13 protein-coding genes are annotated in these 18,906 nt (G+C 45.6%); 7 read left to right on the top strand and 6 right to left on the bottom strand.

What is annotated here, in order from left to right:
• The first annotated feature begins 234 nt into the window (after positions 1-234).
• The 4 genes from ABIO93_RS01760 to ABIO93_RS01745 all read left to right on the top strand — a co-directional run bounded on the left by ABIO93_RS01760 (position 235) and on the right by ABIO93_RS01745 (position 10,045).
• Complete coding sequence (locus ABIO93_RS01760; protein WP_348063928.1) at positions 235-3,375, top strand: TonB-dependent receptor; 3,141 nt, start codon at positions 235-237, stop codon at positions 3,373-3,375.
• A gap of 12 nt (positions 3,376-3,387) precedes the next feature.
• Positions 3,388-5,268 carry a RagB/SusD family nutrient uptake outer membrane protein gene (locus tag ABIO93_RS01755; protein WP_348063772.1) on the top strand — a complete coding sequence of 627 codons (1,881 nt, stop codon included), beginning with the start codon at positions 3,388-3,390 and terminating at the stop codon, positions 5,266-5,268.
• 96 nt (positions 5,269-5,364) lie between these two features.
• A complete protein-coding gene (locus ABIO93_RS01750) occupies positions 5,365-8,754 on the top strand; it encodes a VCBS repeat-containing protein (protein WP_348063770.1) in 3,390 nt (1,129 codons plus the stop codon).
• Positions 8,738-10,045, top strand: coding sequence for a vanadium-dependent haloperoxidase (locus tag ABIO93_RS01745; RefSeq protein ID WP_348063768.1), 1,308 nt, complete (start codon positions 8,738-8,740; stop codon positions 10,043-10,045). Before ABIO93_RS01750 ends, ABIO93_RS01745 begins: the two co-directional genes overlap by 17 nt.
• A gap of 6 nt (positions 10,046-10,051) precedes the next feature.
• Here the strand turns inward: ABIO93_RS01745 and ABIO93_RS01740 are convergent, their stop codons facing one another.
• From ABIO93_RS01740 to ABIO93_RS01730, 3 genes are read right to left on the bottom strand one after another with little or no spacing between them, the layout of a single operon-like run.
• A complete protein-coding gene (locus tag ABIO93_RS01740) occupies positions 10,052-11,218 on the bottom strand; it encodes an ATP-binding protein (RefSeq protein ID WP_348063766.1) in 1,167 nt (388 codons plus the stop codon).
• Positions 11,219-11,274: 56 nt separating this feature from the next.
• Complete coding sequence (locus ABIO93_RS01735) at positions 11,275-12,033, bottom strand: patatin-like phospholipase family protein (RefSeq protein ID WP_348063764.1); 759 nt, start codon at positions 12,031-12,033, stop codon at positions 11,275-11,277.
• A 10-nt stretch (positions 12,034-12,043) separates the two neighbouring features.
• Positions 12,044-12,886, bottom strand: coding sequence for an MBL fold metallo-hydrolase (locus ABIO93_RS01730; RefSeq protein WP_348063762.1), 843 nt, complete (start codon positions 12,884-12,886; stop codon positions 12,044-12,046).
• A gap of 111 nt (positions 12,887-12,997) precedes the next feature.
• Between ABIO93_RS01730 and ABIO93_RS01725 the strand changes: the two genes are divergently transcribed.
• Positions 12,998-15,322, top strand: a complete 2,325-nt coding sequence (locus ABIO93_RS01725) for a GH92 family glycosyl hydrolase (RefSeq protein WP_348063760.1) — start codon at positions 12,998-13,000, stop codon at positions 15,320-15,322.
• A gap of 171 nt (positions 15,323-15,493) precedes the next feature.
• The gene (locus tag ABIO93_RS01720) at positions 15,494-16,642 is read left to right on the top strand and encodes an FAD-dependent oxidoreductase (protein WP_348063758.1); all 1,149 of its coding nucleotides are present in this window, start codon (positions 15,494-15,496) and stop codon (positions 16,640-16,642) included.
• Between the two features lie 44 nt (positions 16,643-16,686).
• Here ABIO93_RS01720 and ABIO93_RS01715 read toward each other — a convergent pair whose 3' ends face one another.
• Positions 16,687-16,863 (bottom strand): hypothetical protein, encoded by a 177-nt coding sequence (locus ABIO93_RS01715; protein WP_348063756.1) that lies wholly within the window; start codon positions 16,861-16,863, stop codon positions 16,687-16,689.
• Positions 16,864-16,901: 38 nt separating this feature from the next.
• Here ABIO93_RS01715 and ABIO93_RS01710 point away from each other — a divergent pair, with 38 nt between their 5' ends.
• The gene (locus ABIO93_RS01710; RefSeq protein ID WP_348063754.1) at positions 16,902-17,921 is read left to right on the top strand and encodes a GntG family PLP-dependent aldolase; all 1,020 of its coding nucleotides are present in this window, start codon (positions 16,902-16,904) and stop codon (positions 17,919-17,921) included.
• 13 nt (positions 17,922-17,934) lie between these two features.
• Here the strand turns inward: ABIO93_RS01710 and ABIO93_RS01705 are convergent, their stop codons facing one another.
• Both ABIO93_RS01705 and ABIO93_RS01700 read right to left on the bottom strand, forming a co-directional pair.
• Positions 17,935-18,336, bottom strand: coding sequence for a DUF1398 family protein (locus ABIO93_RS01705; protein WP_348063752.1), 402 nt, complete (start codon positions 18,334-18,336; stop codon positions 17,935-17,937).
• A gap of 81 nt (positions 18,337-18,417) precedes the next feature.
• On the bottom strand, positions 18,418-18,906 hold a 489-nt coding region (locus ABIO93_RS01700), incomplete at its 5' end, for a hypothetical protein (RefSeq protein WP_348063750.1).

Here is an 18,906-nt window from a genome sequence, read left to right as displayed (position 1 = left end):
AACAATTAAAATTTATATGTAAAAACTTTCCGAACGACTCCTTATTTATCGCTCGACGGATTTCCTCTATGGGAATCAATGGTTGACTCTACGTTCCGTGCTTATACGGTTAAGCAAATCATCTTACTACCATTAATTTAATTTAACTTTTAATCTATGAGATTTTCTACTGGATGGATACCTCGTGCATCGTCACGAAGTGTTTTTTCTCTTTTTCTGATCCTTGCAACAGCTATGGGCGCATTCGCACAGAATGCTATCAAGGGGAAGATCAAAGATGAACAAGGACAGTCGCTGCCTGGCGTTAGCGTTGTCGTAAAAGGTACAACTGCAGGTACGGTTTCGGATAATGAAGGAAATTATTCCGTTACCGCTGACAGAAACTCTACGCTTGTATTTTCATTTATCGGTTACCTGACTCAGGAAATTGCAATAGGAAGCAAAAACAGTCTGGACGTAAAACTTTCTGCTGACACGAAGGCTTTGGAAGAAGTTGTCGTGGTGGGTTACGGTACTGCTAAAAAAGCTACCCTGACGGGAGCGGTAACAGCAGTAAAAGGTGCTGAACTTCAAAAAGCGCCAGCGGCCAACCTTTCCAACACATTGGGTGGACGTCTTCCGGGTGTATCGGCTGTACAATCCAGCGGAGAGCCTGGATATGATGGTTCTGCCATTCGTATCCGTGGTACCAACTCTTTGGGTAACAGCAATGCACTGATCGTTGTGGATGGTGTTCCTAACCGTAGTGGTGGTTTGGATCGTATTAATCCTGCCGATATCGAAAGTATCTCAGTTTTGAAAGATGCTGCGGCTGCGATTTACGGTTCCCGCGCTGGTAACGGGGTTATCCTCATTACTACCAAGCGTGGTAAAACTGGTAAACCACAATTATCATACGACATGAACTTCGGGTTGTCACAACCAACCCGTACGCCTGAAATGTCAAATGCATCGGAGTATGCTACAATCCGTAACGAATTGCAGATCTATGACAACCTTCCGGTTGGTGAATGGCAAGGTGCATTAACGGGCTTCAACACAACAGGTTCTTATAAAAGATTAGATAACGGAAACGTGATCAATGCGGTGTTCAACCCGGACGATATGAAGAAATTCGCTGATGGATCCGACCCCTATCTTCATCCAAATACAGATTGGTATGGCTCTGTTCTTAGAAAATGGGCTCCTCAGCAACGTCACAATGTACAGTTGACGGGTGGCAGTGAGAACATTAAATACCTTGCTTCATTGGGTCACATCAATCAGGACGGTTACTATATCAATTCTGCAACAGGTTACAAGCAGTACGATATGCGTATCAACCTTGATACTAAGATCAACAAGTATGTAACTGCCAACCTTGGCCTTACATTACGTGAAGAGTTCCGTCACTTCCCTAGCGGTGGTAACGGCGCAGGAGCGATTTTCCGGATGTTAATGCGTGGTAAGCCTACTGAAATGGCTATCTGGCCAGACGGTCGTCCAGGCCCGGATATTGAAAATGGGCAGAACCCAGCGGTTATTACAACGAATACAACTGGTTACAACAACGACAAAAGAGATTATATCCAAACCAACGGAGGTCTTGAAATCCAGATTCCCGGCGTATCAGGGTTGAAAGTGAACGTAATGGCTGCTTTGGATAAGCAAATGCGTCGTCAGAAAAACTTCGAGACGCCATGGACATTGTATTTCTGGGATAAAAAGACATACGAGCCTGATGGAAAAACTCCATTCCTGACCGGAACTGTGAGATCTACATTCAACGATCCACGTTTGACAGAAAGCTCTTCACAAGAATTATCTGTTCAGCTGACTGGTCAGGTTTCTTATGAAAAAACTTTCGGAGGCCATAATTTTAATGTAATGGCTGGTGTTCAACGCGAGAAAGTGGATGGAGACGGTTTCTTCGCATTCCGTCGCTACTTCATCTCTCCGGTTGTGGATCAACTTTTTGCCGGTGGAACTGCTGAACAGAACATCAACAACTTTGATTTATTCAGACGCGCCCGGTTGAGTTACTTCGGACGTGCAGGCTACAATTTCAAAGAGAAATACCTTGCTGAATTCCTTTGGAGGGTAGATGGTTCTTACGTATTCCCAAAACAAGGACGTTTCGGTTTCTTCCCAGGGGTATCTGCGGGATGGAGAATTTCCGAAGAGGATTTCTGGAAAAACGGCGTTTCTCGTTACGTGAACAATGTGAAAATCCGTGGTTCTTGGGGACAAATGGGTGCTGAGCCTTACTTCCTTGGAACAGAGAATTTGGCAGAATACCAATACTTGTCAACAATGGGCTTTGGTAGCTTCGTTATCAATGACCAGGTTGCAAAAACATTGCTAGAATCACGTGTGGCCAACAGCCAGTTTACATGGGAGGTTGCTAACAACTCTAACTTCGGTATCGAAGGAACATTGCTGAACGATAAGCTGTCATTTGAATTTGACTACTTTGTTAACAACCGTTCTAACATTCTGATCCCGAAAGTGGGTTCAACACCTTCAAGTGCTGGTATTGACGGAAAACTTCCTCCTCAAAACCTTGGTAAACTGCAAAACAAAGGATGGGAATTCAAAGTTAGCTACGACAACAGCATCGACGACTTTACCTATTCTGTTAGCGTAAATGGTGGTTATGCTAAAAATAAGATCAAGTTCTGGGACGAAACTCCGGGAGCACCTTCTTATCAGCGTTCAACCGGGATGCCTTATGGTTCTTTCCTGGTTTACCAATTCGATGGTGTATTTAAAGATCAGGGCGAAATTGATGCTAACAAAATTGATTATAGCCCGATTACTGGTAACCTGAGACCTGGTGATATGAAATTCCAGGATATAAATGGTGATGGTAAAATCAGTGCTGATGACCGTATCCGTTCGGAAAAAGTACAACGTCCATGGTTCACTGGTGGTGCGTCGATCAATCTGGGTTACAAAGCATTCGATTTGTCAATTTTGATGCAAGGAGCATTAGGTGGCTTGCAGCTAGTTGGTTTGACTGAATCAGGTGACATTGGAAACTATCTGAAGTATGACTTCGATCACCGTTGGACTATTGATAACCCAACCAATGAATATCCACGCTTGACGAACCGTAACAACAGGTACTATACCAATACAGGTCAGGCTGGTTTCAACAATTACTTCCTGAAAAGCAACAACTATCTCCGTGTTAAAAACATCGAATTGGGATACAACCTGCCTTCGGAAATAGGTTCTAAAATCGGTTTAGGTAGTTTCAGAGTTTACGTAAACGGTCTTAACCTGTTGACCTTCGATAAAATCAAGGTTTGGGATCCCGAGGCGACTACTACCAGTGGTCAATACTATCCGCAGTCAAGAGTTATCAACGCAGGTATCCGTGTAGCATTTTAACGAAAAAGAAATATGAAATTGAAATATAAAAGTTTATTAGTTGTTGCCCTGATGGCGGCCGGTGGCTTATCATCATGCGATACTGATTTTCTGGATGTAACTCCGCCAACAGAAATTCCAAGCGACGCAGTCTGGGGAGACGGAGCGTTGGCAGAAGGTTTCGTAACCGGGATTTATGCAGGACTTCAGCAGGGCGGGTTCAGCGAGCAAATGCTTGCTTCACTTACTGATGAAGCCGTGTTCACCCATACAGGAAGAAACATTAACACCATTAATGAAGGTAGTTTGAGCCCTTCAAATCTTGGGTGGGTGGATGATACCTACGGATGGGGACCTATGTATACGAGGATCCGTGCAGCTAACCTTGCTATTCAGAATCTTGGTACAGCTACTTTTACAAATGAATCCCTGAAAGCACGTTTGAAAGGGGAAGCGTATTTTTTGCGCGCTTACTACTATCAGCAGCTGGTGCGCTACTATGGGGGTGTGCCTTTGATCAAGAAAGTATACGCGTTGAACGAGGATTATTCTGTGGCACGTAATACATTTGACGAATGCGTTAAATCGATCGTAAGTGACCTTGACAGTGCCGCTTTATTGATGGACGGAAAAACGTTGGTGAAGGGACGGGCTACCAAAGTAGCTGCTTTGGCATTGAAATCACGTATCCTGCTTTACGCAGCCAGTGATCTTCACGACATTCCGACGGCGAAAGCGAAATCCACAGTCATTTCCGGCTTCCCAAATCCAGAATTCCTGGGTTACGTGTCAGGGGATCGCGTAGCGCGCTGGACGGCCGCCCAGGCAGCTGCGAAAGCAGCGCTGGACGCAAGTAATGGTGGTTATAAACTGAATCTGACTGCCCCGGAAACGAAAGACCAGGGCAAACTGAACTACATCTCCGTAGCAATGGCAGGGGCAAGTGCCGACAAAACCCTTGATCCTACCGGCGCAAACGATATCATCTTCGGACGTTATTTTACGCCAAGTTTCGGTGAAGGTGCCCGTCAGACAGGTTTGAACAATGGACCTAACGGTTACCATAACTGGGCTGGAAACACACCAATCGGTTTGTTAGTGGATGATTATGAAATGATGGACGGAACACCATTCGCGTGGACTAACCCAGTGCATAAAGCAAGCCCTTATACAAACCGTGATCCACGTTTCTACGCAACGGTAATGTATGATGGTGCTAACTGGAAACCACGTCCTTCCGACGCAAAAGACCCTGCTAACCAGATCCAGACAGGTGCTTACGACCTTTTGGACGACAAAGGAGCATTGGTTAACCGCAAAGGACTGGATACCCGCAGCAGCTCGATCGAAGACTGGAATGGTAGCCGTACTGGTTACTACATGCGGAAATTTATTGATCCAAACCCTTCATTGTACGATAATACCGACCGTCAGAACATTCCATGGCCATTTATCCGTGTGACTGAACTTGCTTTCAATTACATTGAAGCAAGCATTGAATTGGGTCAGGAAGCTGAGGCACTTGCCTGGTTGAACAAGATCCGTTTCCGTGCCGGTATGCCAGCAGTGAAAGCAGCTGGTGCAGCCCTGAAAGAAGCTTATCGTCGTGAAAAACGCATTGAAATGGCTTACGAGGAACAACGTTACCACGATGCACGTCGCTGGATGGTAGCTCCGACAACCCTCGGAAGGCCGTTGCAGTATATCAATGTGTTGGGCAAATTCAAAGCTGGAAAATCGATGAAGGAGCCATACCATTATGATACGACCGTTTACGATTATACTTATACCCCGGTAGAAGAGAAATCGCACGAAAACCGTACTTGGGTTGATAAAATGTATTTCCGTCCGTTTAGTCGCGACGAAATCAACAGAAATGCCAAACTGGTTCAAAATCCAGGTTATGACAAATAACTAGTTATTTCTTTAATGACTAATTTTACAGAAACTATGTCTTCGCGTGGAAGGCATAGTTTCTTTTTTCTATTCCATTCTACTATTCGTGCCGCTATGAAGCGAATGAAATCCTGGTTAACAGGAAGCCTAATTCTGATCAGTACCATCCTGTTTGTTGGCTGCAAAAAGTCCTCCCAGTCGGAAGAAACCAAAGAAGGTGTCAGCGGGCCACCGCTTTTTACGCTTTTAGCGCCTGAGAATACCAAAATTGATTTTGCCAATACATTGACTGAGGGCTTGAATACCAATGTGTTGATGTATGAATATTTTTACAATGGCGGTGGTGTAGCAGTAGGTGATGTCAGCGGCGACGGGCTGGACGACATTTACTTTACAGGAAATATGGTCTCCAATAAACTGTATCTCAATAAAGGGAAAATGGTTTTTGAAGACGTTACTGCTACTGCCGGCGTAGGAGGCAGGGAACGGCCCTGGAAAACAGGCGTGACCATGGCGGACGTCAATGGTGACGGCAAACTGGATATTTATGTTTGCTACTCGGGTAATGTCTCTCCCGAAAGTCTGAAAAATCAGCTGTTTCTTAATAAAGGAAATAACAGCGGCGGAATCCCGCAGTTTGAAGAAGTAGCAGAAAAATACGGACTGGCAGATCCGAGCAACAGCACACAAGCAGCATTTTTTGATTTTGATAAAGACGGAGACCTGGATATGTTCTTGCTGAATCACAATCCGAAGGCATTGCCCATTTTGGATGAAGCCAGCACCGCCGATCTGCTTTCGAAAGATGACCGCGTCACCGGCGTGAGGCTTTTCAAGAATGAAATGAAGGGTTCGGGTGATCCTGTTTTTACAGATATTACCAGAAAAGCAGGGATTCATAGTTCACCATTGACCTATGGACTGGGAATTGGTATCGCCGATGTGAACCAGGATGGCTGGCAGGACATGTATATTTCCAATGACTATTCCATTCCTGATTTTCTATACATTAATAACCAGAACGGCACTTTTACCGATGCGCTTGATGCGGGAATGGGGCACACTTCCCACTTTTCGATGGGTAATGACATTGCAGACTTTAATAACGATGGTTTACCGGACATTTTCACATTGGATATGTTGCCGGAAGACAATCGTCGGCAAAAATTATTGGCCGGACTTGATAATTATGAATTATTCGAGTTTAACATAAAAGTGGGCTTTCACCACCAGTATGCCCGGAATATGCTCCAACTAAATGAGGGAATAGGTAGAGGATCGAAAACACCGGTTTTCTCTGAAATTGGTCAGCTTGCAGGTGTTTCCAATACAGACTGGAGTTGGGCAACGCTCTTTGCGGATTATGATAATGATGGCTGGAAAGACCTGTTTATTACCAACGGCAACCTTCGGGATTATACGAACCTGGATTTTGTCAAATTCATGGGAGATCATTTGAAAAGGATCGAAGGACAGGTGAAGCGGGAAGATGTACTCAATCTGGTCTATCAGATGCCCTCTTCCAATATGAAAAATTACCTCTTTCAAAATAAAAAGGACTTGACCTTTACCAATGTCGCTGATGGCTGGGGGCTGGGAGAAGTGTCCAACAGTGGAGGCGCAGCCTATGCCGACCTGGACAATGATGGTGACCTGGACTTAGTGGTGAATAATATTAATAAACCCGCTTTCATTTATCAGAACGATGGAGAGAAACTTTTGAAGAATAATTTCCTAAAAGTAAAACTGGAAGGTGAGGGCAAAAATACATTGGGTGTAGGTGCAAAGATCACCATTTACCAAAAAGGCCAGAAACAATATCTCGAACAAATGCCGACAAGAGGTTACCAGTCCAGTGTTTCGCCGGTGCTTCATTTTGGATTGGGCAAGGAGAATTCAATTGATTCATTGTCAATTGTGTGGCTGAATGGTAAAATTCAGAAAATTGCCAATCCCAAGACCAACCAATTATTGGTACTATCGGAAAAGAATGCGGCTGCCGGTAAAATCACTGGAGATAATAATGTACCTGCTTATGTGGCAATTCAATCGCCGGTAAGCTTCAAAAGTCCGGCTATTAAAACCAATGATTTCAAACGCCAACCATTGCTCATCAACCCCATTTCCTTTTCGGGACCTTGTTTGAAAAAAGGGGACATTAATGGTGATGGACTGGAAGATATTTTCGCAGGCGGAGGCTCTGGCGAGGCAGCCAGGCTCTACATCCAGCAAAAAAATGGCTCGTTTACTAACAAACCAGTCGTGGCTTTTGAAGCAGATAAGCAAAGTGATGACACGGATGCGCTGTTTTTTGACGCAAATGGCGATGGTTTCCAGGACCTGTTTGTCACCAGTGGTGGCTATGCCAGTTTTATGCCAGAAGATCCACTGTTGCAAAGCAGGCTGTATTTGAATGACGGCAAAGGTAATTTGACCAAAAGCATAGGCTCTTTGCCTAAAATGATCACCAGTAGCAGCTGTGTGCGCGCGGCTGATGTGAATGGTGACGGTAAGCCCGACCTTTTTGTGGGCGGCCGAGTCATTCCTGGCAGATATCCCGAGACACCCAGAAGCTACATTCTGATTAATGACGGCAAGGGTAAGTTTGCGGACCAAACATTAACATTTGCGTCCGAGATTGATAGCCTCGGACTGGTTACGGATGCTGCCTGGGCAGATCTCAATGGAGATAAAAAGCCCGACCTCATCGTGGTAGGAGAGTGGATGCCGGTGACCGTTTTTATTCATTCAAATGGGAAGCTGGAAAACAAAACGACTGAGTATTTCAGCAAGCCGTACAGCGGCTGGTGGAATAAAATTCTGGTGGAGGATTTCAATGGTGACGGGAAGCAGGACCTGATCATTGGCAATATGGGGCTGAATACGCAATGCAAAGCGAGTGACGAGCAGCCAGTGGAAATGATCTATAAAGACTTTGATGATAATGGTTCTGTGGATCCGATCATGAGTTTCTACATTCAAGGCAAAAGCTATCCTTATGTGACGAGGGACGAAATGCTGGATCAGATGAGCATCATGCGAACCCGTTTTCAGGATTACAAAAGCTATGCGGATGCAACTACAAAGGAGATTTTTACTGCTGATGAATTGAAAGGTGTAAAAGAATTAAAGTCCAATTATCTCAAAACGGCTTATTTTGAAAGTACTGCGACAGGTAAATTTTCAGAAAAAGCGTTGCCTTTGGAAGTACAGGTTTCGCCGGTTTACACCATTACCTCTCTGGATTATGACTCGGACGGGAAAAAGGACCTTCTGCTGTGCGGTAACGTCAGCAAAGCCAGGCTGCGATTTGGGAAGTATGACGCTAACTATGGGATTTTACTCAAAGGCGACGGTAGAGGTAAATTTGAATACGTTCGCCAAAGCAGATCCGGGTTTGCATTGAAAGGCGATGTAAGAAGCGTACTTCCGATCGGAAACAAATTGTTATTCGGAATTAATCAACAGGAAATTAAAGCTTATCAAATTGGTACAGTTCAGTAAAGAGCTACTCATCGTCGCATTCGTTTGCATGCTCGCGGGGTGCAGAAAAAGTGAAAGTAAGACAGAAATCAATCCGGCTGTGATTGGGCAGGTAACATTGCAAATGACGGACGTAATGGTTCATGATGTCACTAATCCGCCACTAAGTGCCCGCTTTTTTGCCTATACCTGCCTGGCTGGATACGAAGTAGTAGCTCAGAATGATACGGCTTATAAATCTATGCACGGGGTTCTGAACGATTTTCCCGAGATTGCTAAGCCGGCATTGAAGGAGTACAGCTACCAGCTGGCGTCAGTGATTGCAATGCTGGAAACTGCCAAAAAAATGCAGCCTTCGGGTGCACTTTTGCAGAAATTCCAGGACAAGCTGATCGATTCGTGCAGGATGGCTGGTTTTACAGATGAAGTAATTGCAGGATCGCAGGAATATGGGTTGGCGGTCAGTAAGCAAATCCTGAAACATGCCAAATCTGACAAATACAACATGATCAGTAATTTCCCAAGGTATGAGCCTACCGGTAAGACAGGTGACTGGTACCCAACGCCTCCCGGCTATTTTCCGCCTGTGGAGCCTTATTTCAAGACCATAAGATCATTCACACTCGATTCATCGTCACAGTTTCGACCAGAGGCACCCGTTGCTTTTTCTGAGGACAAGAGCTCGGCATTCTTTAAGCTGATGAAGCAGAATTATGACGAACATAAGGAGCCGGAACACAAAGTAGTCGCGGCATTTTGGGATTGCAATCCATTTGCGCTGGAAAACAAGGGCCATTTAATGGTTGGAATGAAGAAAATATCTCCGGGCGCACACTGGATGGGGATTACCGACATTGCCTGCAAACAAGGCAAGACCAATTTTTCCAAAACGTTACTTATCAACACCTCTGTGGCGATCGGATTAATGGACGGTTTTATGACTTGCTGGGATGAAAAGTACCGTAGTAACCGCATCCGGCCCGAAACCGCTATCCGGAAGTACATTGACCCCACCTGGAAACCGTTTCTGCAAACACCTCCTTTCCCCGAATACCTGAGTGGGCATTCGGTTATTTCGACGGCTTCGGCAGTGATATTAACCCATTATTTCGGAGACAATTATGCTTACACCGATACAGTGGAGGAGCGTTTTAACCTGAAAGCAAGAAAATTCAGTTCCTTCCTGGCAGCCGCACAAGAGTGTGGAATGTCTCGTTTTTACGGCGGTATACACTTCATGGATGCCATTGACAACGGCCAGAAGCAAGGTGCGCAGGTTGGAGAATGGGTTATTAAGACTTTGAATGAATGATTTTGATTATAGATTAATCAACTCTTCTTCCAGGAATTGGATAAGACTAGTTATCACAACGCCATGGCTTGTTTGATAAGTATCTGAGGATGGCGTAATGATGTATTTTTTAGGCGATTCCAGGTCTTCTGCGCTGATGATGAATCCCTTTGACACAGTAGGCGTATTGCTCAATTTAATTTCAATGCATGCGACCGGCGTGATTCCCCTTACTAATACCAAGTCACATTCAGCACCCGCCTGTGTTCTGTAATAAAACAGGTCAATTGAATTGGGAGCGTGCTGAGATATTTGCTCTATCACGTAACCTTCCCATGATCCGCCCGCACCGGGATGACCATATAGATCTTCAAGATTTGCTATATTGAGCAGACGGTGCAGAATCCCGGTATCCCTGATGTAAATTTTGGGAGATTTGACAAGGCGTTTTTTTGCGTTTACAAACCACGGTTGAAGACGTTTGATCATATAACCGCCTTCGAGATAGCCGGCATAACGGAGTACAGTCGGAGCACTTATACCTAAGGAACGTGCGAAAACTTCTGCATTCCATACATTCCCGCTCGAATGGGCCAGCATACTCCAAAAGTTACGTAATGTGGAAGGTGCAAGCTCAACGCCGAATAAATGGGCCAAATCTCTTTCCGCATAACTTTTAATGAAGTCGTCCAGCCAGGCTTTTGTGTTCGACAGGCTAGTCGCCAGCAGTGCTTCCGGAAATCCGCCTCTCACCCAATGATCCGTTTGTGTAATCTCAGCAGGGATTTCCTGGCGGCCGATCGGTGTAAGTTCGATATACGATATTCTTCCCGCTAAGGATTCGGAAACACCTTTAACCAGCGCGGGAGATGCGGATCCCAGTAATATAAACCTACCGGGTGTACGGTCTTCATCGATCAACGGGCGTAGTAACGAGAATAATTCAGGCATCAACTGAATTTCATCTATGATCACGCAGGTTGATCTGATGTTGTCCAGGTAAGTGTAAGCATCACGAAGCTTTGCCAGATCTCTTGGGTTTTCAATGTCAAGATAGGTATAGGATCGCGGATCTGATTTTGCAATAAGTTTCGCCAAAGTCGTTTTACCTACCTGACGAGGGCCAAGAATGGCCACTGATGGTGAGCGCTGTAAACTTTCTTCGATTTTTCTCTGAATTATCCGATTAATCATACCCAAAGATATTAACTAACCTAGTAAATCCAAAGTCTAACTTTGGATTTACTAGGTTAGTTATCTAAAATTTCATGGTTTTTAAGCAAGTTCTTCGTAAACCGATACCCGGTTTCAAACAATTCCCTTGCCTTCCGGAAATCGAAAATGCTGAAACGGCTTAGTTCTGGCGGTTCGATGAGGAGGTCGCATTTGCTGAAACGTTCTTTGGTTTTGGCGTGCATCGCGAGAATCAGACTGCGGTATACGATTTCTGTGGTTCTTTTTAGTGGTTTATCCAGGCCGAATGGATTGCAATGGCTGCCGATAATGTAACTCGCTTCACTACGAACGGCTTCAACAGGCAGATTGTTGAGCACGCCTCCGTCCACCAAATCCCGTCCGTCAATCCTGATCGGACTAAATAGCCCCGGAATGCAGGACGACGCAAGAATGGGCAATGCGAGTTCTCCGGTGCGAAACTGTACTTCGGTACCTGCGATGATGTCGGTAGCCGTTACTACCAAAGGCATTTTGAGCGATTCGAAAGTATTTTCGGGGATATAGTTGCGTAGGAGGGTTTCCATTCGCTGCATTTGCAGAAGACCGGTTGCCCCGAATCCCAATCTTAAATACGGATAAAAACGGGTTTCAATGATTCGTTTGATGATCTCGTCGGGCGTATAGCCATATGCGAGCATTGCGCCTACGAATGCGCCGGAGCTGGTGGCACTGATGATTTCTGGTTCGATATGCCTTTCCAGTAATGCCTTGGCGACGCCAATATGTGCAATACCACGTGCGCCACCTCCCGACAAAACCAGACCGATTTTCATAGCCAAAACCCTAAATAAATTCGCTTAATCCGGCCCGATGTTTAATTCTGATACCCTTATCCGTTTGCTCCACGACGGCCGCCTCATAAAGCGGATCATGCTCGAACAGTAGAATGCAATCTTCATTCACAGCCATTTGCAGTACCTGGATCTTTTCTTCCATCGTAACCAGCGGACGCATATCGTAGCTCATTACCCACGGAATGGGCACGTGAAAAGAGGAGGGGAAAAGGTCCGCAGCGTAAATTATTTTTTTGTTCTGATAATGAATCACCGGAAGCATCATTTGCTCTGTATGTCCGTCAACATTAATAAAATCGATAGCCGGGAAGGGAGAGCTGCCTTTTTCGATGAATTGTAACTGACCCGATTCTTGCAGCGGAATAATGTTCTCTTTCAAAAAAGATGCTTTTTCACGCGGATTAGGTTCTGTGGCCCATTGCCAATGCGCTTCATTGGACCAATAGGTCGCATTTGAAAAAGTAGGGATCAGCTTGGAATAGTCGCTATTGTAGCCCACAGCACCACCCACGTGATCGAAATGCAGGTGGGTAAGAACTACGTCGGTGATATCTTCCGGAGCATAACCCTTTTCCTTGATCGAGGAAAGCAATGTAGCATCGCCGTGCAGGTCGTAATGGCCGAAGAATTTGGCATCCTGCTTGGTACCCATTCCGGTGTCTATCAAAATCAGTTTGCCGCCGTCTTCAATGAGCAGGCAACGCATTGCCCAGCTGCAAAGGTTCTTTTCGTCGGCCGGATTATGCTTGTTCCAGAGCGTTTTAGGTACCACGCCAAACATCGCTCCGCCGTCCAATTTGAAATAGCCGGTATCAATGATATTTACTCTCATAAGGGAATAGCTGTTTTTGCTCGTCTTAACATTCAGGATAGCAACATTATCCCTCCGAACATACCATTATTTTTTCGATCTTCCGACATTATTAATAAACAAGCCTGACACATGCATTTGCAATTTCCAAGACACGTTTTACTCATTTCCGCCATCCTGTTTACTAGTGAAAATTCCTTTGCCCAAAAAACACCCATTCAATATGTAGAAACCAGAATTGGAACTGCTCCATCTACAACCGAGAGCGCCAGATCGCATAGTGAGGCGGGTAGCGAGCTGAAAGGGCAGACCATTCCGGCGGTAGGTGTACCCAATGGAATGACGCAATGGACGGCGCAAACGAGGTCTACGGAAACCAAATGCATTGCACCTTATTACTACACGGACAATAAGTTTCAGGGATTTCGTGGTACACATTGGCTGAACGGTTCCTGCGTACAGGACTACGGTACGCTCACGATCATGCCCATGTCCGGAGAATTGATCACGAATCCGGAACTGAGAGGGTCGACATTCGCGCATGAAAAAGAGAAAACGTCACCAGATTACTACGGGATTTGGCTCGACGATCAAAAGATCAATGCGGAAGTTACTGCATCGGCAAGAGCGGCGGTGATGCGTTTTGGTTTTGAAAGTGGTGAAGAATCATTCATAGTCATAGAACCCAATAGTGACGAAGGACAGGGATTTGTGGAGGTTTTTCCTGAAAAAGGAGAGGTAGTAGGGTACAATCCGGTGCATAGGATTTACCAGGGTTCGGGGCAGCCAGCGGGTTTTAGCGGGTATTTTGTTTTGAAATTTGATAAAAAAATCACCCAGTCCGGCACTTTCCTGGGCGACACCATTTCTCCTATGAGCCGAATGCTCACCGGAAAGGGAAAACGTGAAAAGCTGGGTGCTTATATAGGTTTTGGTGAGGAAAGACAAACGGTTACGGTCCAAATCGGGACGTCATTTACCAGCGTGGAAGGGGCGCGGTTGAACCTGGAAAGGGAAATTGGTACCAGTGATTTTGAAACGGTCAGAAAGACGGCGGAAAAGATCTGGAACCAGGCATTAGGCAAAATCGTGGTGAAGGGAAGTGAAAAGGACAAAACACTTTTTTACAGTGCATTGTACCGTACCAAACTTTCCCCGCGCCTTTTTTCTGATGTAAATGGCCAGTACCCCTCGTTCGCAGGAGGCACACCTTTGCAAAAAGCAGACGGTTTTGACTACTACTGCGATTTCAGCATGTGGGATACATTCAGGGCGGCAATGCCGCTGGAAATATTGACGGAGCCGAAAAAAGCGGGGGATATGGTACAGTCTTTGGTTAAAAAGGCCGAACAGGGAGGCTGGATGCCTATTTTCCCGTGTTGGAACCATTATACAGCCGCCATGGTAGGCGACCACGTGATGTCGGTGATGGCGGATGCTTATGTCAAGCATGTCCGAAATTTTGATGTCAAATCAGGATATGAATATTTGAGAAAAAATGCATTTGAAGTCAATGCGGACCCTACAAGCTATGAAGCTGGCAAAGGACGTCGGGCATTGAAATCTTATCTTCAATACGGTTATGTGCCCTTGGAGGATAGTGTATGGCAGGCTTTTCACAAGCGGGAACAAGTGTCGCGGACCCTGGAATATGCGTATGATGACTTCTGCCTTTCAGTACTAGCGACAGGTTTGGGAAAAAGCGACGATGCGGCAAAGCTTCAAAAAAGAGCCCTGAATTATCAGAATGTGATTGATCCCGGGACAGGTTATGCGCGTGGCCGGTATGCCGACGGACGCTGGATCTCTTCTTTTGACCCTTTCGCCAAACGTTCGAGTTTCATTACCGAAGGCTCTCCGGCTCAGTACACGTGGTTTGTTCCACAAGACGTTGCAGGTTTGGAAAAATTAATTGGCGGAAATAAAGCCTTTTTAAACAAACTGGATACCCTTTTTGAACAAGGGCATTATTGGCACGGCAATGAACCTAATCACCAGATCGCATACTTGTATCCTTTCGCGGGGCAACCCTGGAAAACACAGCAATGGACGAGGAAGATCATTCGCGATGAGTATGATACCGGGCCTGGCGGATTGAGTGGTAACGAGGACGGGGGGCAAATGTCGGCTTGGCTTGCATTCAGCATGGCGGGTTTTTATCCGGTAACTCCCGGAACGCCGCAGTATGTGCTGGGCAGCCCGGTTTTTGAAGAAATGACCATACTCGGCGATAAGGGCAAAAAATTTGTGATTGAGGCAAAAGGTGTTTCCGATGATGCTCCCTATATCCAGTCAGGTACATTGAATGGAAAAACTTTTACCAGAACTTACCTGACACACGACGAAATTGTAAACGGCGGAAAACTGATCTTACAAATGGGTAGGACGCCGAACAAAAGCTGGGGAACCACATCAGCGGATGTGCCATTCTCCCTCTCGAAAACTAATAGGAAGTGAAAACGATAATGATATAGGTAATATTGGTATAATACAGGGTATTAATTGGATTTAATGATATAAATAAAAATATTGTTTTGATAAAAAAGTTTATAGCCATACAAAATTTGTAAACTCTAATGTTCCTGACTAATTTTCGATTGTCCAAATTCTTACTCCCAGCCAATCCAGATGAATCGTAGAAACTTTTTTGAGAAGGCAGTACCGGCCAGTTTTGCATTGGGTGCAATAGCCACTTCATGTGTACCCAAAACGCAACTGCAATATCCTGACAAGCATTTTCATATTAATCGTGGGTACCATCAGATACCCAAGTTGCGGTTGTCTATGGACCGGATCGTGAAGGAAACGGTTGGTCTGCGTCCGTTTCGGGCGTCGGGGCCGCGTCTGGATGTGGAGCAGCTGGGAAATAAGACCATTGTTCATAACTACGGCCACGGGGGTAGCGGATGGTCGCTTTCGTGGGGTACTGGTAACGTTACCAGGAACAAGGTACTGGCTACGGGAGAAAGGAAAATTGCTTTGCTGGGCTGTGGAACGGTAGGCATTGCCACCGCCCGCTTGTTACAGGAAAGTGGTTGCGAGGTGACCATTTACACCAAAGATGTTCCTCCGAATATCACCAGCAACCTGGCCACCGGTACTTGGTCGCCGGCGTCACGGGTATGTGACGTAAAAGTTGCCAAGCCTGAGTTTAAAGCGATTTGGGAGGATGCTACCAAGTTCTCTTTCAGGAGGTTTCAGTTTTTACTGGGTATGAATGACATTGCCTGCTGGGCTGAGGAATATGGCGTGTTCAAGCAAGCGCCGGTTTACATTCCAGGTGCAGGAGGGGAAGATTTCGAAATTGAAGGGCTACTGCCAGAACGGGTAAGGTTGACGGAAAAGGAGCATCCCTTCAAAGCGGACCATGTTACCAGGCGGTCCAACATCATGTTCAACATTCCTGCTTACTTGCGACACCACCTTACGGACTTCATGATGTTTGGCGGAAAAGTGAAAATACAGGAGATCAAAAAGCTGGAAGACATTGACGCATTGCCTGAAAAAGTGGTCGTAAACTGCATGGGCCTGGGTGCCAAACCCGTTTTCAATGATCAGGAACTAACACCGGTTTCGGGGCAACTATCCTGCCTGATCCCACAGAGTGATATTAATTACAAACTTTATACGCAGGGAGCCAATTTTATCTCCCGCAAAGACGGAATTTACATCGGAAGCAATGGTATTGTGGGAAACTGGGATACGACACCGAGCAAGGAGCAAACCGAAAAAACGGTCGGCATCTTAATGAAGTTAATGGAAGAAATGAAGGGATGAGACTTGGCAAGTCTTCAAGACTTGCCAAGTCTTTTTCCTACCTATCAGCTCAGGTGGTACCGTCTTCGTATTTCGTTGATCAGGAACTTTTTATGCGCTGTAAAGCTTTCGGGGTGCATGGTTTTAAACAAGGACTCCCACTCTTCAAACCGGGAATGATCTGCCTTTTTGAAAGCATCCGCATCTATTTTTTTCAGTATTAAGTATTCCTGGAATTCCATTGCGTTAATTTTGTCTGCAATATATCAGTTTAAAATAAATGAAAATAGACTTACGCAGTGATACCGTTACCAAACCGACGCCTGAAATGCAGCAGGCCATGTGGCAGGCAGAGGTAGGGGATGATGTGCTGGGTGACGATCCGACGGTCAATGCGTTACAGGAAAAGGCGGCTGCCCTCTTTGGAATGGAGGCGGCCATTTTTTGCCCGTCGGGTACAATGACGAACCAACTTGCGATAAGGGTGCATACCCAACCGGGAAGCGATGTCATTTGCGACAAGTACTCTCACATTTATCTGTACGAAGGCGGAGGGATTATGCTTAATTCACTTTCGTCCGTCAAGTTGCTGGATGGGGATCGCGGGAGACTTTCTGCCCGGCAGGTTTCGGAGGCCATCAGTCCTGAAAACGACATTCATTCTACATTAACCCGACTGGTTTCCCTTGAAAACACAATGAATAAAGGCGGCGGTTGCTACTATGATTTTGAGGAGATCAAAGCGATCCGGAAAGTGTGCTCGGACCGGAACATTCCGCTGCATCTGGATGGTGCGCGTTTGTTTAATGCATTGGTAGAAACCGGGGAAACGCCATTGCAGTATGGTGAGACATTCGATAGCATTAGTATCTGCCTTTCCAAAGGCCTTGGCTGTCCGGTAGGATCATTGCTGCTCGGCACGACGGCGCTGGTGCAGAAAGCCAAAAGATTCCGTAAAGTAATGGGTGGCGGATGGCGGCAGGCTGGGTTTCTGGCTGCGGCAGGCATTTATGCGCTCGATCATCATGTGGAACGGCTGAAAGAAGATCACGGACGAGCAAGGGCGGTAGGGGCTATGTTTGCGCAAAAAGCCGAAATTGAAGAGGTCTTTCGGGTTGATACTAATATTGTGATCATCAGGCTTGCCAGTGATCTTTCGGAAGTGGATTATGTAAAAAAGTTGGCGGCGGCCGGAATTTTGGCAGTGACCTTTGGTAAAAACCTGGTCCGCTTTGTGACACATTTGGATTTCACGGATACGCACCTCGAAGAAATGGAGAAGCGAATCACCTCATTATAAGTACATTCCCGAACTATATTTCTGGAATGATTTCTTCGTATTCGTACTCAGAATTAGGTCCCTGATAAATCACTTTCATCCCCGAAAGGTCCGCCACGTAAGTGTGTATGCCCGCGCCCCCGATCTCTCTCAAAAAAGTAGGGTAGTCAGTAATTCCTTCCTGTGTTCTCCTGATTGCAGCTTTTACGGATTCCAACTCAAAAGTCTCTGCGCATTCGAATTCGGGCAAATCACCGGCAATGATTAATTTTTCACCAGTAACGGAGGTATAAGTACGTTTGTGATTTTTAACTTTCACTTCGTAATTGTCCACACCGATCGCTTTCAGGTTTTTGATAAAATAGGGGTATGGCTGTCCGGAAGACCGTTTTTCTGCGGATTGAATAAGTTCTTCGGTAAGTTCGATCAGTTCCATGGTCAGTTGCTTTTGTTGATGCTTTGTTATACTAAATACCCGTGCCAGAGCGAAATTAGGCCGTTTTTATGTCGAAACCTATTACCGAAAGTCAAAAGCCAGGCCCTTAATTTCACGCTCTCCTTTGATATCTTCCTCAGGCTGTTCAACGTTGTACAATTTAAACCTCGTTCTCTGTCCAAATTTAACGGCATATACAACTGAACTGTCTTTGGCATTCGAAAAAGTAATGTTGTTGGATACAGGCGATACTTCCCCCACGCAATCCCCGCTGAAACATAGCTCATAGTTTGTGAAATCAGCAAGGCCTTCAACCTGACCGTTGGGACTCAGCGTAACCTGTGACTTTGTCGGCATTTCGCCATCAAACAACGTATAGCTGCCAGCGATCAGCATTTTGTTCAGTTCGGTAACAAAGCTCCATTTTGCATTCGCAGGTGGATTCGATTTGGTGAAGATGGAGTTTACATTAGACCGCGTCCAGGAGCTGTCTTCGAGAACCAGATGGTGGTATCGATCGATAGAAAATGGCATATCCTTATCTCTGAGGCCATTTTTGATCAAATATTT

The organism is Dyadobacter sp. (genome assembly GCF_039919315.1).
GTDB lineage: Bacteria > Bacteroidota > Bacteroidia > Cytophagales > Spirosomataceae > Dyadobacter.
This window is presented reverse-complemented; position numbering and strand designations above follow the sequence as displayed.